Genomic DNA, 21,232 nt, shown 5'->3' on the forward strand with positions numbered 1-21,232 from the left:
CGGCCGTCCACTGTCCTGAGTGGACGGCCGCCGTCGTGCTGTCCGGAAAGCGTTCACCGTGGGTGGTTTCCCGGTGCCCGGTGAGCGGCGGAGTCCGGTCCGAAGTCACGGACGGTGATCGATATAGACAAGGATCGGGGGCACCCCTACAGTTCGGCCGACTGGTTCTCATCTTCCACGGGGGATTGCGATGACTACTGGCCGCTGGCTGCTGCCTGCACCTTCGACGCCACTGGTCCGCTCCACGTGGGCGCCGCCCGGTACACCCCACCCGGCGGCAGCACCCTGCTGGTCGACCGCTGGCACGGCGACATCGACGACGTCGGCCTGTACCAGGGTGCGCTGACCAGCGTGGCCGTGGAGCAGATCTTCACCGAGGAGCCCACGGCGGCCACCGACGCCGTGGGCTGAGCACCACCGGTTCCCTTCCACCTCACCAAGTTCCGCCGTTTTTCGATCACGCCTTGGAGGCACACGGTGACACGCGTCCCGAACGCATCACGCAAACAACCACCAAAGCCCATGAACCGTACTCGCGCGGCCGTCGCCGTGCTCGTGGCAGGGACGCTCGTCGCCTCGGTCCTGGGGGTGCCGTCGGCGGCCCAGGCCGCCCCGGCGGCGCCGCGGACCGATCCCTCGGTGGCGCCGGATGCGGGGTCGGCGGCGGTGGCGGCGGTGCGGTCGGGTCGGCGGGTGGAGGTGGCGTCGGCTCGGACGGAGTTGACGCAGGTGTTCGCGAATCCGTCGGGTGGTTTCACGTCGGAGTCGGCGGTGGTGCCGCAGCGGGTGAAGCGGTCGGACGGGTCGTGGGTGGATGTGGATCTGTCGTTGCGGCGTGGGTCGGATGGTTGGCGTCCGGTGGCGTCGGTGGCGGATGTGCGGTTCTCGGACGGTGGTGTGGGTGCGGCGGTGACGTTGGTGCGGCGGGGGAGGTCGTTGTCGCTGTCGTGGCCGGGTGGGTTGCCGAAGCCGTCGGTCAGTGGTGATGCGGCGACCTATGGGGAGGTGTTGCCGGGGGTTGATCTGGTGTTGCGGGCGACCCGCACCGGCTTCACGCATGTGTTCGTGGTGAAGTCGGCGCAGGCGGCGGCCAACCCGAGGCTGCGGGAGTTGCGGTTCGATCTGGGTGGGGACGCCCGGGTGGTGCGGGGCGCCGACGGGCGGCTGACGGCCATGGCGGGTGGCGAACTGCTCGCCTCGGCAGACGCCGCCGTCATGTGGGACTCGAACGACACCTCGTCGGCCGCCCCGGCCCGGTCGGCCGGAGCGGACCGCGCGCCGGCGGCCGACGCCCCGACCGGTGGCGGGCTGCCGTCGCGGTCGTCGGCGGCGGCGCCGGGCGACGCGGCGAAGACCGCGCCGGTGGGTGTCGAGGTGGCCGGCGGTGACCTGGTGCTGCGGCCGGACGCGAAGCTGCTCGCCCCGGCGAACGCGACGTTCCCCGTCTACATCGACCCGGCGTGGTCGACCGGCAAGTCCCGGTGGGCGTACGCGACGAGCAACAACACCAACAACACCGACACGACCGTCGCCCGGGTGGGCAAGGACCCCGAGAGCGGCAGGCTGTACCGCTCCTTCTTCGACTTCCCCCTCACCGCCATGAAGGGCAAGCACATCGAGTCGGCGTACGTGCAGATGAAGCTGGACCACTCCTGGTCCTGCGGAAACACGCCCACGTACATGTACCACTCGGGTGGCATCGCCTCGACGCCGCGCACCGGATGGTCCCCCAAGCTGAACAGCCTCAGGTCGTCGGCCAGCTCGCACGCCAACGAGGGCTCGGGCTGCTCGGACTCGCCGCAGCCGGACATGACGGTCAACTTCACCGGCTCGTCGGTCACGAGCGTCATCCAGACCCACGCGACCAGCAACGCCACGAACATCACCTTCGGTTTCTGCGCGTGCAGCGCCACCGACGGCTCGGGCGAGTCGACCACCGACCGGTGGAAGAAGTTCTTTCCCAACAACGCCAAGCTGATCGTCGACTACGACAACATCCCGGGCAAGCCCAGCAGCCTCCAGGCAGCCGGCGTGGCCTGCCCCACCAACACCACGCTGGTCATCGGCACCCTGAAGCCGACCTTCTCGGCGATCTTCCCGGACGCCGACAGCACCCAGGCGCTGACCACGGCGTACGAGTGGGTGCAGGTGCCCGCCAACGGGGTCATCGACGCGTCGACGCCGCGCCGGACGCCACCCGCCGGAGCGTCCGTGCCCGCCGGCGGTCGTTCCACCACGGCGGCGGTGACCGTGTCCGAGGCCGTCACGTACGCGTTCCGCGCCAGGGCCACCGACCCCGCCCCCTACAGCCGCACCAGCGTCTGGTCCGACTGGTGCAAGTTCATGGCCGACACGAAGGTGCCCCCGGTGACCGCGACGCTCACCTCGGCGCCCCCCGTGCCGGGCACCGTGGCCACCTTCGCGGTCCGCTCCACCGACACCACCGTGACGAAGTTCCGGTACGGCTGGGTCAACCCGCCCACCACGGAGATCGCCGCCACGACCGGCACCTGGACCGACCCGTCGACAGGTGTCACCGTCACGGGCAAGCAGGCCAGCGTGTCGCTGATGGTGTCGAAGTACGGCCAGAACACCATCTCCGTCTCCGCCGTCGACGGCGCCGGCAACATCGGCTACGGCTCGCACGAGTTCACCGCCGCCCGGCCGACGCCCGCGATCGCCCGCTGGGGGCTGGAGAACTACCCGGGCGTCGACCCGGGACCGATGGCGGACAGCCAGCCGACGCTGGCCGGCGACAACTCCTTCACCGGAGGCAGCGTCTCCTGGACCGGTGACCTCAGGTTGATCCGGGGCGAGACGGCGTCCTTCAACGGCACCTCCTCGGCGTTGACGACCACGACGAAGGTCGTCGACACCACCAGGTCGTTCAGCGTCGCCGGCTGGGTGCGGCTGAACTCCCTGCCGACGACGACGGACATGGTGGTGGCCTCGCAGGAGGGCGTGAGCGCCGCCGGGTTCCACCTCGGCACGCGTCTCGAAGGCTCGCCGTCGACGCCGCGCTGGTCGTTCCTGATGAAGGACACCGACCTCCAGTCCAGCGCGAGCCGGGCCGCGTTCAGCAGCACCGCGTTGACCTCCGCGGACGTGGGCCGCTGGACGCACATCGCGGGCGTGTACGACAAGACCGCCGGCAAGGTGCGGCTCTACGTCAACGGCGCCCTCACCGCCGAGGTCGCCCGGACCGCGACGCCCTGGAGCGCGAACGGCAAGTTCGCCGTGGGGCGCGGCTGGAGTTCCGGCGCGGTGAGCAACTATTTCAAGGGCAACCTGGCCGACGTCCAGGTCTACGACCGGATCCTCGTCGACCACGACTTCGTCGGCCAGTCCGCCGAGGACCCGGAGTCGGGCGGCTTCGACGAGCCCGGCATGCTCAGCGCGGTCAAGGTCGGCGACTGGACCTTCTCCGGCGCCCAGCCCTGCTACGAGGAGTTCCTCGATCCGACGCTGTGCAGTGCTCCCGAGGCCGGCCAGTTCGGCCGTCACCTGGCCCTGACCCAGGGCAGCAACGTCGGGGCCGGGCACCGTGACGACGGGCTGGCGCTCGACGCGGTGCACTTCACGGAGGACACGACCGACCCCTACTACGGCCTGGCCACCCGCGAGTACGGCCTCTCCCAGGACAACCTCGGCGAGCCCCAGAACCCCGTCTGGCAGAACGGCCGGGTCCTCCGCACCGACCAGTCCTTCTCCGTCGCGGTCTGGGTGCGCCCGTCGGCGCTCGGCGGTACGCAGACCGCCGTCTCCCAGATGGGAGCGACGCAGTCCGCCTTCTACCTCGGGCTGCGAGAGCGGGTGGTGAACGGCGTGACGGAGAACCGGTGGTCGTTCAGCGTCTTCGGAGCGGACAACGACCTGAACGGCAACAGCAAGGAACTGCTGATGATGTCCCGGGAGCTGAACGAGGAGGACGACCTTTCCCGGTGGACCCACCTGGTGGGAGTCCACGACGCCTCCCGACGGGAGATCCGCCTCTACGTGAACGGCGTCCTCGAGGCCAACGTCCCCTTCTCGGGCACCTTCACCGGAGCGTTCGACGCCACCGGCCCGCTGGCCGTGGGCGGCGGCCAGTGGACCCCGGCCGGGGGAACACCGGGCATGGTCAACCGGTGGCGCGGTGAGATCGACGACCTTGGTCTCTACCAGGGCGCGTTGACGGACACCGCCGTCAAGATCCTCTTCAACTCCGAGTCCGCCGAGACCGTCGAGCCGGTCGACTGACCCCCTCTCACCCCTCTTCCTCTCCATCGATCCCTGCGACCGAGCCTGTGGAGGCACAGTGAAACACGTCCCGAAACCACTCCTCGAACCACCACAAAGGCTGCTAAAGCGGCCTAATCGGATCCATGTCGCCGTGGCGGCGGCGCTCACCGGTACCCTCGCCGTCTCCGGCCTGTCGGCGCCCGCGCAGGCGGCGCCCGACCCGACGAAGCTCACCGGCCAGCGGGAGAAGCTCGACAAGCACGGCAGCACGGCGCAGGGGCGGGCGTACCCCGTCACGGAGGCGGAGAGCGCGAAGCTCGCCGCCCCCGTGTGGCCGGAGCCGGGCAAGGCGTCCGTGACCCTGCCCGACGCCCCGGCCGGTGCGCGGCGGGCCGCCGCTGCTCCGGTGAAGGCGGGAGCACTGCCGGTGTCGGTGAGCCGCGCCCCCGGCGCGGCGGGCGACCGCGCGTCGGCGGTGTCCGTGGAGGTGCTGGACCGGTCGGCGGTGCCGGCGCGCTGGCGCGACGGTCTGCTGCTGCGGGTCGGCGGCGTCAGCGCCGACCAGCCGGCGACCAGGGCGGGCGCGACCGGCGCGCCGGACGGGGCCGCGCCTCAGCCGGCCGCCGCCACCGTCTCGGTGGACTACCGCGGCTTCAAGCACGCCTTCGGTGGCAACTGGTCGTCGCGGCTCACGCTCTGGCAGGTGCCGGAGTGCGGGCTGCGCACCCCCGGGAAGGCCGAGTGCGCGGCCACGCCGCTGAAGTCCCGCAACGACGGCAGCTCCGTCAGCGCCGAGGTGCCGGTCACGGCGAGCGGCGCGGACGCGCGGAGCGCCGGAACCGCCACGCTGGTGGCGTTGGCGGCCGGCTCCTCCGGGCCGGAGGGCGACTTCTCCGCCACCCCGATGTCGGCCAGCGCGACCTGGTCGGCGGGCACGTCGACGGGCGGCTTCACCTGGTCGTACCCGATGCGGATGCCGCCGGCCATCGGCGGCCCGGCACCGACCCTGGGCCTGTCCTACACCTCCGACAAGGTCGACGGTCAGTCGGACGCGTCGAACAGCCAGCCGTCCTGGGTCGGTGAGGGCTTCGACCTGTGGTCCGGCTACATCGAGCGCAGCTACGTGCCGTGCGCCGACGACATGACCGGCGGCAACAACAGCACCAACCGCACCGCTGACCAGTGCTGGCGGTCCGACAACGCCACCCTGTCGCTGAACGGGCGCGGCGGCGAGCTGATCTACGAGGCCGGCAAGGGGTGGCACACCCGCAGCGAGGACGGCTCGAAGATCGAGAAGCTGACCGGCGCCGGCAACGGCGACGACAACGGTGAGCACTGGAAGGTCACCACGTCCGACGGCGTGCAGTACTTCTTCGGCCTGAACAACCTGCCGGGGCAGGGCAGCGCGACGAACTCGGCGTGGACCGTCCCCGTCGCCGGCAACCACACCAACGAGCCGTGCAACGTCTCGTCGTTCGCCTCGTCGTTCTGCAACCAGACGTGGCGGTGGAACCTCGACTACGTCGTCGACCCCCGGGGCAACACGCTGTCGTACTGGTACGACAAGGAGACCAACTACTACGGCAAGAACGCCACGTCGACCAACAAGGCCCTGTACACCCGGGGCGGCGTGCTGAAGCGGATCGACTACGGCACCTGGGACCGCGGCGCCACCGACCGGTCCGTGACCCCGCTCGCGCAGGTCGTCCTGAACAGCGTCGACCGGTGCGCGTCGGACTGCCACATCAAGGACGCGGCGCACTGGAAGGACGTGCCGTGGGACCAGGAGTGCACGGCCGGGGCGGCGGACTGCAAGGAGAACTACGGTCCGACGTTCTGGACCACCAAGCGACTGTCGACCGTCACCACCCAGGTGTGGGACACCACCAAGACCACCCCGGCGTGGCAGCCCGTCGACTCGTGGACGCTCGGCCACACCTACCCGGCGGTCGGTGACGGCAGCGACCACGCCGGCCTGTGGCTCAGCTCGTTGCAGTACAAGGGCCTCGTCGGCGGCACGGAGGCGATGCCGCCGGTGACGTTCGAGCCGGTGTCGATGCCGAACCGGGTCCTCAGCAAGAACAACACCAGCAACAACCGGATGCGGATCGGCAACATCGTCACCGAGACCGGCGGCAAGATCCAGGTCACCTACAGCCTGCCCGACTGCACCTCCGGCAGCCTGCCGTCGGCGCCGGAGACCAACACCCGGCTCTGCTACCCGGTGGTCGGCCCGGACCCGTACGACTCCAGCAAGGAACTCACGGAGTACTGGCACAAGTACGTCGTGAAGCAGGTGTCCGAGTCGGACATCATGGTCATGGCCAGCGGCTCCGACCGCGGCCAGCCGGTGCAGAACACCTACTACAAGTTCCTCGGCGACCCCGCCTGGCACTACGCCGACGACAACGGCCTGGTGCAGCCGAAGCGCAAGACGTGGAACCAGTTCCGCGGCTACGCCCAGGTCGAGGTCCGCAAGGGCGACGCCCCGGCGCAGACCCTGACCCGCACCACCTTCCTGCGGGGCATGCACGGCGACCGGCTGAACAAGTCCGGCGGCACCCGCGAGGTCACCGTCGCCGCGTCGCTGGGCACCGAGACGGTGTACGACGAGGACCAGTTCGCCGGCATGGTGCGCGAGCAGGTGCTCTACAACGGCGTCGACACCAAGCCGGTCAGCAAGACCGTCAACGTGCCGTGGCGCTCGCCGGCACTCGCCACCCGCACCATCAACGGCGACGAGGTCACCGCCCGCTGGACCAACACCCGGATCACGTACAACGGGACCGCCCTGGGCGTGGACGGCGGGTCGGGCTGGCGGGTCTCGCGCACGGTGTCGAACTTCAACGACACCTACGGCACCACGGACAGCATCCAGTCCGACGGTGACATCGCCAAGACCGGCGACGAGAAGTGCACCACCTACCTCTACAACCGCAACACCGGCGCGAACATCACGCAGACGGTCAAGCAGACCACCGTCAAGGCGGTGCCCTGCGCCACCGCGCCCGCCAGCCAGGACGACATCCTCGCCGACGAGCGGACGTTCTACGACGGCGCGACCAGCGTCGACACCGCGCCGACGACGGGTGCGGTCACCCGGGTCGACCGGCTGAAGGACTGGTCGGCCGCTGGCGGCACCGTGTGGCAGACCGTCAGCCAGGCCACCTTCGACGCGTACGGGCGGCCGAAGACCGCCACCGACACGCGCGGCCGGACGGTGACCACGGAGTACACCCCGGCCACCGGTGGGCCGGTCACCAAGGTCGTCACCAAGACGCCCGACCCGAACGGCAGCACCACCGACTGGACCACCACCATCGAGACGCGGCCGTACTGGGGTGCCCCGATCCGGACCACGGACTACAACGGCCGGGTCGCCGACATCGAGTACGACCCGATGGGCCGGCTCGCCCGGGGCTGGAAGGTCGGCTGGTCGAAGGCCGACCACCCGACGAGCCCGTCGGTCGAGTACACCTACTCGTACGCGCCGAACCGGGACGCCTACCCGTACACGAAGAGCCGGACGCTGCACGCCGGGGGCGGCTACCTGACGGCGTACGACATCAAGGACGCCTTCCTGCGGCCGCGCCAGACGCAGAAGGCCGGCGTGGGCGGCGACCGGGTGGTCACCGACACCCTGTACGACACGACCGGCCGCGCCGTGACGACCTACCAGGCGCACGCCGAGCCGGGCGCGCCCTCGGGCGCGCTCTGGTGGGAGCCGGAGTGGTCGGTACCGGCGCTGACGAAGACCGTCTACGACAACGCGTCCCGGGCCACCGACGCGGTCTTCTTCGGCACCGACGGCGTCACCAACCTCGTCGAGAAGTGGCGCACCACCACCCGGTACCTGGGTGACACCATCACGGTGACCCCGCCGCAGGGCGGCACCGTCACCACGACGAAGACCGACATCGAGGGCCGGACCGTCGAGCTGCGGCAGCGGGCCGACAGCACCGGGGTCGAGCCGGACCACGTCACCACGTACACCTACAACCGCAAGGGCCAGCTCACGCTGGTCAAGGACACCGGCGGCAACGAGTGGGTCAACGCCTACGACGTCAAGGGCCGGCAGATCACCGCGAAGGACCCGGACAAGGGCACGACCACCACCACGTACACCGCGTACGACCAGGTGGAGACGACCACCGACGCCAACGACAACGTGCTCGTCAACGAGTACGACTCGCTGGGCCGGCGAATCGGCCTCTACCAGGGCAGCCTCGCGGACGCGAACAAGCTGGCCGAGTGGAAGTACGACAAGCTCTACAGCGGCCAGACCGTCCGCGGTCAGCTCACCCAGAGCATCCGGTACGAGTCGGCGGGCTCCGCCAACGCCTACAAGTGGCAGGCGCGCGGCTTCAACACCCGCTACCAGCCGACCGGGGCGAACTACGTCGTCCCCGCCAACGAGGGCACCAGCCTGGCCGGAACGTGGATCTACGGCTACGGCTACTCGCCGTACGACGGCAGCCCGGCCAGCATCACCTACCCGGCCGGTGGTGGTCTGACCACCGAGACCGTCGAGACGAAGTACGACTCCGTCACCGGCCTGCCGACGGAGCTGGCCACCAACCTGATCAACGTCGGCCGCTACGTCATCGGCCAGGACTACACCCAGTACGGTGAGCCGACGCTGACCACCCGCAAGGTCGACGGCGGGGTGTACGTCCAGGACACCACCTACTACGACCTCACCACGCGGCGGGTCGACCGGGTGAAGGTCAAGCCGGAGACCGCCACCGGGACGGTGGCGGACACCCGCTTCACCCGGGACGCGGCCGGCAACATCCTGTCGATTGCGGACACTCCGGAGGTCGGCGCGGCGGACACCCAGTGCTTCCGCTACGACGAGCTGCGGCGGATGACCAACGCGTGGACGCCGAAGTCGGACATCGACTGCGCGGCCGACCCGGGCCTGCCCAACCTGGGTGGCCCGGCGCCGTACTGGCACGAGTGGACCCTCGACGACGTCGGCAACCGCAGCACCGAGAAGGTGCACACCGCCGCAGGCGACACCACCCGTACGTACACGGCGCCCACCAGCGGCAAGGACGTGGTCCGTCCGCACGCCGTCACCCAGGTCGTTACCGAGGCGCCGGGCCAGTCGGCGGTCACCACGACGTACGCCTACGACGACGGCGGCAACATGACCTGTCGCCCGGTCGGCACGGCGGCGAACAACTGTGACAACGGGACGAACTCGCAGACGCTCAACTGGAACTCCGAGGGCCGGCTGGCCTCGGTGAGCGCGGGCGGGCAGACCGTCGAGACCAACATCTACGACGCCGAGGGCGCGCGGCTGATCCGCCGCGACGCCACCGGCACCACGCTCTACCTGCCGGGCCAGGAGATCCGGCGCGAGAACACCTCGGTCGTCACCGGCATCCGCTACTACAGCTTCGCCGGCAAGATGGTGGGTAACCGGACGCCGAACGGGTTGACCTGGCTCTACACCGACCACCAGGGCACCCAGCAGACGGCGATCAACGCCGGCACCCAGGCGGTCACCGTCCGCCGGCAGACCCCGTACGGCGATCCGCGCGGCAGCCAGCCGCAGTGGAGCAACAGCAAGGGCTTCGTCGGCGGCGACAAGGACCCGACCGGTCTGACCCACATCGGGGCCAGACAGTACGACCCCGGGTTGGGACGGTTCATCTCGGTCGACCCGATCCAGGACCTGGCCGACCCGCAGCAGTGGAACGCCTACGCCTACGGCAACAACAGCCCGATCACGTTCTCGGACCCGAGCGGCCTCAAGGCCTGCTCCGACGACGCCTGCGGTCCGGGCGCCGACTACGAGGACATGTACGGCAACTACCACGAGGTGCCGGGCGACAACGACGGCTGCGGCGGCAAGTGCGGCGGTGACGACTGGGCCGCCGCCCAGGCCGCGCACGAAGCCGGTGGCGGCAACGGCGGCGGGAAGGGCGGCGGCAAGAAGGGACCCACCGACGAGGAGATCAAGCGCGCCAAGGAGGTCAAGAAGCAGCGGGCGATCGACATCATCCTCAAGGCCGGTGGCGAGCTCCTGATCCAGTTCTTCGGCATCGACGACATCATGAAGTGCATCGACGGCGATCTGAAGGCCTGCGCCTGGTCACTGTCGAGCATGCTGCCGGTCGGGAAGGCACTTCAGTTCCTCCGCAAGGGCGGAGACATGATCAAGCTTCTCGGCAAGACGGGCAAGGCCCTGATGAAGTGGCGCGACGAGGCCAAGTGGGCCGATGACGTGCTGAAGAGGGCAGGGGATTGCCTGAAGCAGCAGCACAGTTTCGCCCCGGACACCAGGGTCCTCATGGCCAACGGTGACGAGAAGCCGATAGCGAAGCTGAGAGAAGGTGACCAGGTTGTCGCCACGAATCCCGAAACAGGCGAGACCGGCGTCCGTCAAGTCACCGACACTCATCGTCACGAGGACGTGGACCTGGCTGATGTCCGGATCGCTGTCGCCGGGGCGGGGGATGCCGTACTCAAGACGACGCAGCACCACCCCTTCTGGAGCAAGACCAGGAGCGAATGGGTCGACGCTGGTGATCTTCGGATCGGCGAGCGGCTGCGGACGGCCGACGGTGAGGATGCCGTTGTTCGTGCCATCCGGTCCTATGCCGGCGCTGCGATCATGCACGACCTCACTGTCGAGGACATCCACACCTACTACGTGGTGGCCGGCGACACCCCTGTTCTCGTCCACAACTGCGGTCCGGAACTGAGTGGGGTCGGAGGAAAGCAGTTTGGTGACAAGTGGGGCAGCCACTCGAAGGAGTACAAGCTGGATCCGGGTGACCCCGCTGCCCGGGAATGGTTCAGGAAGCGGATTCACGAAGTGCGGAACGAGAGCGACGAGGTGCGGCAGGGTCCGTACAACCCGCAGCGGGGTGGAGCCGACGACTACTGGTTCTACCGGAAGGGCGACGACCTGCTGATCACCAAGGGGGACGGAACGTTCGTCACGATGTTCCCGCTCGGCACTCGCGGCAACGGCTGGTACGACAGAGCCTCGCGCATCCAGTGTGGCTGCCGTGGCTAGTCTGGTTCCTGCGGGGACGCCCCACCGCGTAGAGGAGTCTTCGTGACAGGTCGTCCTGAGATGTTGGATCCGAACGGTGTCACGGGTCGGAGAGCGAGAGCCGTGTCTGAACTGGTCGACGGCGACGGCAGGCCGGCGGCGTTGCAGATCGGCCTCACCGACGGCTCGTCCGTTGTCTGCACCGTCTGGACGGACTGGTCCCTGCTGTTGGAGTGGAGGCCCGATTCGGGCGTGCCGGACTACCTCTGGCCGCCCGAGGCATTCTCTCGCGAGCCACTCGTTGCTGACATCCCGGAAGGTGGGATCGAGGTGATCTCGATCGCGCTGGAAAACGACGAAGTCGGTATTCCCGTCCAGGCCCGAATCGAGCTGGAGGGATGCGTCCTGGATGTCCAGTCCATCGGTGGAGAGATCGACGTCTCCGTTGCACCCGATGGTTCTCGGGGCTAGCCACCGATGACCAGCCAGGCCGGCCCGGGCGGTGATCACACATGTGACTGCCGCACGGGCCGGCCGCTGTCTGCGGGCTCGACCGGCAAACTCGCACAACCTCGCTCAGCAGTACTTCAGGTCGACCTGGGGCTGAAGCTGAACAGGTCCAGCACCTCGTCCACGTCCCGGCGTGGGGTCGGCCAGCCCGGCTGGCCGTACCCGATGCGCATCACCATCTGCGGCGTGCCGAACCGCCCCAGCGACAGCCGCAACCGCTCCCGCGCGCTCGGCACCTCGATCGGCTGGGACAGCATCGACACCGCCAGCCCCGAATCCGTCGCGGTCAGCAGCACCCGCTGCAACGCCTGGCCGGCGACGACCTGGTCGACGGCGGTGTTGCCGGGCGAGCCGAGCACCACGACCAGCGGCTCCGGCTCGAAGTCCCGCCCCGGCGCCCGGTCCAGGCCGCCGAAGCCCCGGGAGGGCAGCAGGTCCTGCGGCTCGCCCAGCGGGCCGCCGGACGCGACCGGCACCCCGTCGGGGGCGGGGGCCGAGCGCACCCACTCCTGGCGTTCGGCCACGTACGCCGGGTCGCGTTCGAGGACCCGGTGGGCGCTGCGGGCGATCTCGGCGAACGCGTTGACGGCGCTGACCCCGATCAGCAGCTCCAGCCAGCAGTGCTCGGCGCGGGCAGCCTCGGCCAGCCGCCAGCGGGCGTCGGCGGGCACCGGGTCGGGCCAGAACGGCGCCCGGTTGCTGAACCGGCGGGGGATCGCCGCGTGCAGGGCCTGCTCGGCGGGGGTGGGGCGGCGCGGCACGTCCGGGACCAGCCGGGCCACCACGTCCGGCTCCGCCGGGTAGGGACGCAGCCGGACGGTCGCCGGGGCGCCGGCCGCGGCGAGGGAGAGCCGCAGGTTGAACAGCGCAGCCCCGCAGGCGATCCGGACGCCCCAGCCGTTCGGGTCGGTGGCCGGCAGGCGCCGGGCCGGGTCGACCAGCACCTCGATGCCGCCGTCGCGCAGCCGGAACCGCCACGGCTGGGTGTTGTGCAGCGACGGTGCCCGTACGGCGTCGGTCGCGGCGGCCCGTAGCTGCTCGACGGTGAAGCCGGTGTCCATGATTGTGCTCCTTTCCGTGGCAGGTGTGCCGCCCTTCCGGTACATCTCCACGGTGCGTCAGCGGGGCGGGGCGCGGGCAGGGCCGGACGTCCCGTCCCGCCGGGCCCGACCGGCCCCGTACCAGGTCAGGGGCCCTTGACCCGGCCGGCTCCGTCGCAGGTCAGGGGGCCTTCGGCCCGGCTGGCTCCGCCCACCTGCCCACGGGCGTCCCGGTGGAGTGGGGGCGGACGACGGCCCGGACGGGCCGGTTCGGGACCTTCGGCCCGTGCGGAACCCGGTGGGTACGGGGTAGAAACGAGGGATGATCCGCGTGTTCCTGCTCGACGACCACGAGGTCGTCCGTCGTGGCCTGGCCGACCTGCTGCAGAGCAGCGGTGACATCGAGGTGGTGGGCGAGTCCGGTCTGGCCCAGGAGGCGGCCCGCCGCATCCCGGCCCTGCGGCCGGACGTGGCGATCCTCGACGCGCGGCTGCCCGACGGCAACGGCATCGACGTGTGCCGGGACGTCCGGGCCGTGGACTCGTCGATCAAGGGCCTGATCCTCACCTCGTACGAGGACGACGAGGCGCTCTTCGCGGCGATCATGGCCGGCGCCGCCGGCTACGTGCTCAAGCAGATCCGCGGCACCGACCTGGTCGACGCCGTGCGCCGGGTGGCGGCCGGCCAGTCGCTGCTCGACCCGGCGATCACCACCCGCGTGCTGGAGCGCATCCGCAGCGGCGTCGAACAGCCCCACGAGCTGAAGTCGCTCACCGAGCAGGAGCGGCGGATCCTGGAGTACGTGGCCGAGGGCCTCACCAACCGGGAGATCGCCGGGAAGATGTTCCTGGCCGAGAAGACGGTGAAGAACTACGTCTCCAGCGTGCTCGCCAAGCTCGGCCTGGAGCGCCGCACCCAGGCCGCCGTCCTCGCCACCCGGCTCCTCGGCAAGACCCGCTGACCGGCCCCGGCACGCCGCCGGCGCCGCCGCCCCACCCGTTCCCTTCCTCGCCGATCTTGCACTTTCGGCCCCCGATACACGGCATATGCGCCCTTTGCCCGGGCCAGAAGTGCAAGATCGCGCACGAGGGCGCGGGGTCAGGCGGGCAGGGGGACGGACCAGTGGAGTTCGGTGCCGCGCGGCTCGGCCCGGCGCACCTCGAACTCGCCACCGTGTCGTTCGGCGCGCTCGCGCAGGTTGACCAGCCCGCCGCGCGCGGCGGCCGGGTCGCAGCCCACCCCGTCGTCGGTGACGGTCAGCGTCACCCGGCCGGCGTCGACGCGCACCGCCACGGTCAACCGGGTGGCCTGGGCGTGGCGTACGGCGTTGGAGAGCGCCTCCCGCAGCACGGCGGTGACGTCGGGACGGACCTCGTCGGGGACGGCGCTGTCGATCGGCCCGGTCAGCTCCAGGCGGGGCCGGTAGCCGAGTGACTCGGCGGCCACCTCGACCGCCTCGCGGATCTCGGTGCGCAGCGCCGCGCTCATCGGGGTGCGCAGCTCGAAGATGGTGCGGCGGATGTCCTTGATGGTGGCGTCCAGGTCGTCGACCGCCGCGTTGATCCGCTTGGCCAGCTCCGGCCGGGTGGCCATCGGGGCGGCGCTCTGCAACTGCAGGCCCGTGGCGAAGAGCCGCTGGATGACCACGTCGTGCAGGTCCCGGGCGATCCGCTCGCGGTCCTCCAGGACCACCAGCAGTTCCCGTTCCTCCTGCCCGCGGGCCCGTTCCATGGCCAGCGCGGCCTGCCCCGCGAAGCTGCCCAACAGGGCCATGTCGTCGTCGGTGGCCACGGGCAACCGGTCGGGGCGGTGCGCGATCACCAGCACGCCGTGCAGGGTGTCGGCGGTGGCCAGCGGGGAGACCACCGCCGGCCCGGTGCTCAGCAACGCCGGCCAGGGCGCGGCGTGGGCCAGATCCGCCACCTGGTCGTGCCGGCCCTCGGCGACGGCGGCGGCGAAGCTCGTCTCGGCCGCGGGCAGCACCGTGCCGACCAGCGCGCCGGCCTGCTCGCCCGCCCCGTCCACCACCTCGACGGTGAACTCCTCGGCGTCGGGGTCGTAGAGCAGGACCAGCGCCACCTCCGCCTCGGCGACCTCGCGGGCGCGCCGCGCCACCAGCGCCAGCGCGTCGGTGCGGCGCACCTCGCCCAGCAGCACGCCGGTGATCTCGGCGGTCGCGGCGAGCCAGCGCTCCCGCCGGTGGGCCAGCGCGTAGAGGCGGGCGTTCTCGATCGCCACGCCGGCCGCCGCGGCGAGCGCGACCACGATCTCCTCGTCGTCCTCGGTGAACTCCGCGCCGCCCTGCTTCTCGGCCAGGTAGAGGTTGCCGAAGACGTGGTCGCGGATGCGCACGGGCACGCCGAGGAAGCTGTGCATCGGCGGGTGGTGCGGCGGGAACCCGTAGGACTTCGGATGCCGGGTGATGTCGGGCATCCGCAGCGGGCGCGGATCGTCGATGAGCAGGCCGAGCACGCCCCGCCCGTGGGGCAGGTCGCCGATCTTCGCGTGCAGCTCCGCGTCGATGCCGTGGGTGATGAAGTCGTGCAGCATCCGGTCCTGGCCGATCACGCCGAGCGCGCCGTAGCGGGCGCCGGCCAGCTCGCAGGCCGCCTCCACGATGCGTTGCAGGGTGCTGCGCAGATCCAGGTCGGTGCTGATGCCGACCACCGCGTCGAGCAGGGCCCGCAGCCGCTCCCGGCTGGTCACCACCTCGCCGACCCGGTCCAGCATCTCCTGGAGCAGCTCGTCGAGCCGGATCCGGGACAGCGGGCTCAGCCCCAGGGAGGGGGTCACGTGCGGTTCGTGCGGGGGGTTCGGTGCGCTGGCGGCCACCGGGCGATGGTATCTCCCGGTGGCCGTGGCCGACGGCGCGCGCTACGCGCCCCCGGAGCGGACCGCCGACGTGTCCACCACCTGCCGCACCTCGAGCCGCGGCGTGTGCGGCGGGCCGGCGTGCGCCGGATCCGCGATCCCCAGCCGCAGCACGAGGTACGGGTAGCCGAGGCCGGCCAGCAGCCCGCGCAGCGTCTGCCGGGTGCCCGGCACCTCCACCACACCGCTCAGCGGCACCACCGACACCCCGAGCCGGGTGGCGGTCAGCCAGGCGGCCGAGAGCGCCTCACCGGCGCGCAGCCAGCTGTCCGGCTCGTCCTCGTCGCCGTAGAGGAGCCCGTACACGGCGGCCCGGTCGTGCCCCGGACCGACCGGCAGGGTGCCGGGGCGGCCGAAGTCCCGGGCCGGCACGGTGGTCTGCGGCGCCTCCGCGGGCAGCACCTCCGGCGGCAGGCCGGTGCCGGAGCCGCCCCGGCTGGTCCAGTACTCCAACTCCTCGCGCAGCTGCGAGTCCTCCGCCTCGACCGTCGCGGCGTGGCTGGCGACGGCGGCCAGCTCCAGGATGTTGTCGCGGTCGAGGAACTGGAGCTGGCACCCCTCGGCGGCGACCGCCGCCGCGATCCGCCCCAGGGTGGCGGTCGGCACCGGCTCGTCGCTGACCGGGCGTCGGTCCGTGTGCCGGACCTGCATGCACTGCACCAGGCGCATGGCCTCCGGGTCGGCCTCGACACGGGCCAGCCCGGTCAGCCGGGCGAGCAGATCAGGGGCGTCCGGGTCAGGCATCCGCTCCACCACGGCCGTCCAGCCCTCCGCGGTCAGCGCCACCCGCGCGTGGTGCAGCGCCGCCCCGCAGCTGTACGCCACCAGGCGACCCTCCGGGTCCGTGGCGGTCAGCCGGGGATCCCGGACCACGCGCAGCTCCAACGCGTCCGGCAGCACCCGCCACCGCCACGGCTGGCTGTTGTGCACGGACGGGGCGTGCCCGGCCGTCGCGGCGGCCTCCGCGAGGGCGGTGGTCAGCGGGCGGTCCCTGGCCGGCGTTTCGTGGCTCATCGTCACGACCTTTCGTTTCTCCCCATCGTGCCCCAGCCCGGCGGAGCCCCGGGCGGGCCCCTCGTTCAGCGTTCCCGGACCACGGCCACCGGGCAGTGGGCGTGGTGGATGAGCTGCTGGCTGACCGAGCCGAGCAGCATCCCCGTCAGGCCGCCGCGGCCGCGGGTGCCGACCACCACCAGGGACGCGGTGCGGCTGGCGTCGACCAGCAGGGACGCCGGCCTGCCCGCCGTCACCTCCACGTCGACCTCCACGTCGGGGAAGGTCCGGCTCCAGCGGGCCAGCGGCTCGTCCAGCTCGGCCCGGTCGGCGGCCGTCGCCTCCCACGCCTCGGGACCCGACGGCGGGCGCTGGCCGGGCCCCGGATGCCAGGCCCGCAGCACGTGCAGCGGCAGCCCCCGGGCGGCCGCCTGCTCGTACGCGAAGCCGAGCGCCACCAGCGAGCACTCCGAGCCGTCCACGCCGACCACCACCGGCCCCGTCCGCCCGCCCGCGGCTGCCTCCTGGCGGACCACCACGACCGGGCAGTGCGCGTGGGCCGTGACCGCCACCGCCGTCGAGCCGACGAGCAGCCCGCCGAAACCACCGTGCCCCCGCGTGCCCAGCACCAGCAGGCCGGCCCGGCTCGAACGCTCCTGGAGCACCACCGTGGGCGGCCCGTCGAACACCTCACCGGTGACGGTCAGTTCCGGGTGCGCGGCGACCGCGTCCGCCGCCGCCTTGCCTACCAGCTCCTCGACCTGCCGGCGGGCCGCCTCGTCCGGCCAGATGCCCGGGGCGATGCCGGGGCCGACCCAGCCGGCCACGGTGACCCACTCGAAGACGTACGCCAGCCGGACGGGGCGTCCGCTGCGGCCGGCCTCCTCCAGCGCCCACTCCAGCGCGACCGAGGCGTCGGAGGAGCCGTCGTAGCCGACCAGGATCTCGTTGCCGCTCATGCCCCACTCTCCAGACCGGCCTCCGTCTCGCGGACCCAGCGCCATTCTGCGACCCGAGGGTCGTCCTCGCCGTAGCGGCGGGTGTAATCCCGGCAGGACTGGCGCGCGTCGACCATGTCCTGCCGCAGGTGGGCGGCCCGGGCGGCCAGCCCCGGCACCCGGTCGATCACGTCGATGACCAGGTGGAAGCGGTCCAGGTCGTTGAGCATCACCATGTCGAACGGCGTGGTGGTGGTGCCCTCCTCCTTGTAGCCGCGCACGTGCAGGTTGTCGTGGTTGGTCCGGCGGTAGGTCAACCGGTGGATCAGCCACGGGTAGCCGTGGTAGGCGAAGATGACCTGCCTGTCCCGCGTGAAGATCGTGTCGAACTCCTTGTCCGACAGCCCGTGCGGGTGCTCCGTCGGGGGTTGCAGGCGCATCAGGTCGACCACGTTGACCACCCGCACCTTCAGCTCCGGCAGGTGCTTGTGCAGCAGGTCGGCGGCGGCCAGCGTCTCCAGCGTCGGCACGTCGCCGGCGCAGGCGAGCACGACGTCCGGCTCCTCGCCGCCGTCCGTGCTGGCCCAGTCCCAGATGCCGATGCCCCGCCGGCAGTGCATGACCGCCTCGTCCATCGACAGCCAGTTCGGCGCGGGCTGCTTGCCGGCCACCACCACGTTGATGTAGTGCCGGCTGCGCAGGCAGTGGTCCATCGTCGAGAGCAGGGTGTTCGCGTCCGGCGGCAGGTAGACCCGCACCACCTCGGCCTTCTTGTTCATCACGTGGTCGATGAAGCCCGGGTCCTGGTGGGAGAAGCCGTTGTGGTCCTGCCGCCACACGTGGCTCGACAGCAGGTAGTTCAGCGACGCCACCGGCGCGCGCCACGGGATGCCCCGGGTCACCTTCAGCCACTTGGCGTGCTGGTTGACCATCGAGTCGACGATGTGGATGAACGCCTCGTAGCTGGTGAAGATGCCGTGCCGGCCGGTGAGCAGGTAGCCCTCCAGCCAGCCCTGGCACAGGTGCTCGGAGAGGACCTCCATCACCCGCCCGTCCGGCGAGAGGTGCTCGTCGCCGGGCACCGTCCCGGCCATCCACGCCCGGTCGGTGACCTCGAACGCCGCGCCCAGCCGGTTCGAGGCGACCTCGTCCGGGCCGAACAGGCGGAACGTCTCCGGGTTGGCGGTGATCACGTCGCGTATCCACGGGCCCAGCACGCCCGTGGCCCCGGCCACGGTCTCGCCGGGCCGCTGCACGTCGACGGCGTAGTCGCGGAAGTCCGGCAGCCTCAGGTCGCGCAGCACCAGCCCGCCGTTGGTGACCGGGTTGGCGCTCATCCGCCGCTCGCCCGTCGGGGGCAGCTCGGCCAGCTCGGCCACCGGCGCGCCGGTCGCGTCGAAGAGTTCCTCCGGGCGGTAGCTGCGCAGCCAGCGCTCCAACTCGGCCAGGTGCTCCGGGTTCTTCCGTACCTCCGCCAGGGGCACCTGGTGCGCGCGGTAGGTGCCCTCCACCTGCTTGCCGTCGACGTCCCGCGGCCCGGTCCAGCCCTTCGGCGTACGCAGGACGATCATCGGCCAGCGGGGACGCTCGACGGTGCCCCCGGAGCGGGCCCGCCGCTGGATGTCGGCGATCTCGTCCAGCGCCCGGTCCAGCGTGGCGGCGAGCGTCTGGTGCACGGTCGCCGGGTCGTCACCGGCCACCACGTACGGCTGGTAGCCGAAGCCGCGCATCATGTCCAGCAGGTCGCCCTCGGGGATCCGGTCCAGCACGGTCGGGCCGGCGATCTTGTAGCCGTTGAGATGCAGGACGGGCAGCACCGCGCCGTCGCGGGCCGGGTTGAGGAACACGTTGGAGAGCCAGCTCCCCGCGAGCGGGCCGGTCTCCGCCTCCCCGTCCCCGATGACGCAGGCGACCAGCAGGTCGGGGTTGTCGAACGCCGCGCCGTAGGCGTGGCTCAGCGCGTACCCCAGCTCGCCGCCCTCGTGGATCGAACCCGGCACCTCCGCCGCCACGTGGCTCGGGACGCCGCCGGGGAAGGAGAACTGGCGGAACAGCCCGGCCATGCCGGCCTCGTCGCGGCCGATGTGGTGGTACCGCTCGCTCCAGGTGCCCTCCAGCCAGGTGTTCGCGACGATCGCCGGGCCGCCGTGGCCGGGACCGGTCACGAACATGGCCCGCAGGTCACGGGCGACGATCACCCGGTTGAGGTGGGCGTAGAGCAGGTTCAGCCCGGGGCTGGTGCCCCAGTGGCCGAGCAGCCGCGGCTTGACGTGCTCGGGCGCCAGCGGCTCGCGGAGCAGCGGATTGTCCAGCAGGTAGATCTGCCCGACGGTCAGATAGTTCGCCGCCCGCCAGTAGGCGTCCAGCCGGCGCAGCTCGTCTTCGGTCAGGGGGCTGTGCAGGTCGAGAGCGGTGTCCATACTGCATGAGCCTCTCGCGGATAGGGGAATCCTGCATCCTCGGAGCGCGGATTCGTCCGGGCCGGTCCCAGCTTCGCCGGTCGGCGCCGATGTGGATCAGGGCCGTTGGTCCCGCGCCGGGCGGGCGTTACGCCCCGTCCACCGGCACCCCCGTCAACCCGCGCACCACGATCACCGGCGCGGGGGAGTGGTAGAGCAGCGCCTGGCTCACCGCGCCGAGCATGCCCCGCCACGGCTCGTCGCCCCGAGCGGCGACCAGCGCCACCTGCGCCGAGCGGGACTGTTCGACCAGGACGGTACCGGGGTCGCCGCGGATCGTGTGGCACTCCGCCGGCACCGACGGGAACCGGCGCGCGTACCGCGCCACCAACTCGACGAGCAGGCCGGGGTCCTCCGTGCCTTCCTCCGGCTCGACGACCCGGACGGCCAACAGTCGCGACTCCCGCCGGGCCGCGCACTCGAACGCCCACTCCAACGCGCCCCGGGAACTGGCGGAACCGTCCACCCCGACCAGCACCGGGCCCTGCGGCGGCGGATCCCGGCGGGCCACCAGCACCGGACATCCGGCCCGGGCGGCGAGCTGCACCGCCGGCACGTCGGCCGGCACGCAGTCGCCGCAGGCCGCCATGCCGGCGTCTCCGATGGCGAGCAGGAACGCCGACTCCGACCGGCGGACCAGGGTGGCGACGACGGCACCCTCGACGATCTCGCTGCTGACCGGCAGCGCCGGCTCGACCTCGGCGGCGATCTCGGCGGCCCTGGAGATCAGATCCTCGGCCTCGGCGCGTGGCCCCGCGATCGACGGGGCCTCCAGCGCGGCCGTCCAGTTGAACGCGTGCAGCAGGCACAGCGGGCGGCCGTGCGCGGCGGCCTCCTGCGCGGCCAGCCTGACCACCGGCAGGTTGCGCTCCGAGCCGAGCCCGACCAGCACGGCCGCCTCGGTGGCTGCGGCCATCCGGCATCACCTCCGCAGGCGTCGCGCCCGGCCCTGTCGTCGAGGCTAGTACCGGCGGTGGGGCTGCGGGGTGTGATCGGCGGTTGCTCTGCGTCGTGGCTCGTCGGCTTGGTGGCGTTGTGGCTCGCTGTGCTGTCCTGACGCGGGTGAGGGTCGCTGCGCTGTCGTGGCGCGGGTGAGGTCGCTGTGCGGTCGTGGTGGGGGTGTGGGTTGCGGTGCGTGGTGGTGGGGGTGTGGCCCGCCGTGCCCGGCTCCGGGCGGTCAGGCTTGAT

Annotated in this window: 11 protein-coding genes; 5 read left to right on the forward strand and 6 right to left on the reverse strand. The window is 71.6% G+C overall.

The window, feature by feature from the left end:
* The first annotated feature begins 246 nt into the window (after positions 1-246).
* From AB0L34_RS24255 to AB0L34_RS24270, 4 genes are all read left to right on the forward strand, one after another.
* Positions 247-411 (forward strand): hypothetical protein, encoded by a 165-nt coding sequence (locus tag AB0L34_RS24255; RefSeq protein WP_363706811.1) that lies wholly within the window; start codon positions 247-249, stop codon positions 409-411.
* A gap of 615 nt (positions 412-1,026) precedes the next feature.
* Positions 1,027-4,239 (forward strand): LamG domain-containing protein, encoded by a 3,213-nt coding sequence (locus AB0L34_RS24260; RefSeq protein ID WP_363706813.1) that lies wholly within the window; start codon positions 1,027-1,029, stop codon positions 4,237-4,239.
* A 133-nt stretch (positions 4,240-4,372) separates the two neighbouring features.
* Positions 4,373-11,254, forward strand: a complete 6,882-nt coding sequence (locus AB0L34_RS24265) for a polymorphic toxin-type HINT domain-containing protein (protein WP_363706815.1) — start codon at positions 4,373-4,375, stop codon at positions 11,252-11,254.
* Positions 11,255-11,356: 102 nt separating this feature from the next.
* Positions 11,357-11,704, forward strand: a complete 348-nt coding sequence (locus AB0L34_RS24270; RefSeq protein WP_363706816.1) for a hypothetical protein — start codon at positions 11,357-11,359, stop codon at positions 11,702-11,704.
* Positions 11,705-11,820: 116 nt separating this feature from the next.
* Here AB0L34_RS24270 and AB0L34_RS24275 read toward each other — a convergent pair whose 3' ends face one another.
* On the reverse strand, positions 11,821-12,804 hold the full coding sequence (locus tag AB0L34_RS24275) for a nitroreductase (RefSeq protein ID WP_363706818.1): 984 nt from the start codon (positions 12,802-12,804) through the stop codon (positions 11,821-11,823).
* Positions 12,805-13,105: 301 nt separating this feature from the next.
* Here AB0L34_RS24275 and AB0L34_RS24280 point away from each other — a divergent pair, with 301 nt between their 5' ends.
* Positions 13,106-13,744, forward strand: coding sequence for a response regulator transcription factor (locus AB0L34_RS24280; protein ID WP_363706820.1), 639 nt, complete (start codon positions 13,106-13,108; stop codon positions 13,742-13,744).
* Between the two features lie 137 nt (positions 13,745-13,881).
* On the opposite strand, the gene AB0L34_RS24285 is transcribed toward AB0L34_RS24280, so the two are convergent.
* The 5 genes from AB0L34_RS24285 to AB0L34_RS24305 all read right to left on the reverse strand — a co-directional run bounded on the left by AB0L34_RS24285 (position 13,882) and on the right by AB0L34_RS24305 (position 20,960).
* Entirely contained in the window at positions 13,882-15,558 is a 1,677-nt protein-coding gene (locus AB0L34_RS24285) for a GAF domain-containing protein (RefSeq protein ID WP_363706828.1), read from the reverse strand.
* A gap of 99 nt (positions 15,559-15,657) precedes the next feature.
* Positions 15,658-16,668, reverse strand: coding sequence for a nitroreductase (locus AB0L34_RS24290; RefSeq protein WP_363706822.1), 1,011 nt, complete (start codon positions 16,666-16,668; stop codon positions 15,658-15,660).
* Positions 16,669-16,733: 65 nt separating this feature from the next.
* On the reverse strand, positions 16,734-17,606 hold the full coding sequence (locus AB0L34_RS24295; RefSeq protein WP_363706824.1) for a universal stress protein: 873 nt from the start codon (positions 17,604-17,606) through the stop codon (positions 16,734-16,736).
* On the reverse strand, positions 17,603-20,005 hold the full coding sequence (locus tag AB0L34_RS24300; RefSeq protein ID WP_363706826.1) for a phosphoketolase family protein: 2,403 nt from the start codon (positions 20,003-20,005) through the stop codon (positions 17,603-17,605). The genes AB0L34_RS24295 and AB0L34_RS24300 overlap by 4 nt, the downstream gene beginning before the upstream one ends.
* A 127-nt stretch (positions 20,006-20,132) precedes the next feature.
* On the reverse strand, positions 20,133-20,960 hold the full coding sequence (locus AB0L34_RS24305; protein ID WP_357464041.1) for a universal stress protein: 828 nt from the start codon (positions 20,958-20,960) through the stop codon (positions 20,133-20,135).
* Positions 20,961-21,232: the final 272 nt, after the last annotated feature.

Source organism: Micromonospora sp. NPDC052213, assembly GCF_040679695.1.
In the GTDB taxonomy this organism is placed as follows: Bacteria; Actinomycetota; Actinomycetes; order Mycobacteriales; family Micromonosporaceae; genus Micromonospora.

Excerpts from the sequence above, each read along its gene's own strand:
- AB0L34_RS24305 (WP_357464041.1), bottom strand. The coding sequence starts at position 20,960 with ATGGCCGCAGCCACCGAGGCGGCCGTGCTGGTCGGGCTCGGCTCGGAG.
- AB0L34_RS24290 (WP_363706822.1), bottom strand. The coding sequence starts at position 16,668 with ATGAGCCACGAAACGCCGGCCAGGGACCGCCCGCTGACCACCGCCCTC.
- AB0L34_RS24300 (WP_363706826.1), bottom strand. The coding sequence starts at position 20,005 with ATGGACACCGCTCTCGACCTGCACAGCCCCCTGACCGAAGACGAGCTG.
- AB0L34_RS24275 (WP_363706818.1), bottom strand. The coding sequence starts at position 12,804 with ATGGACACCGGCTTCACCGTCGAGCAGCTACGGGCCGCCGCGACCGAC.
- AB0L34_RS24295 (WP_363706824.1), bottom strand. The coding sequence starts at position 17,606 with ATGAGCGGCAACGAGATCCTGGTCGGCTACGACGGCTCCTCCGACGCC.
- AB0L34_RS24280 (WP_363706820.1), top strand. The coding sequence starts at position 13,106 with ATGATCCGCGTGTTCCTGCTCGACGACCACGAGGTCGTCCGTCGTGGC.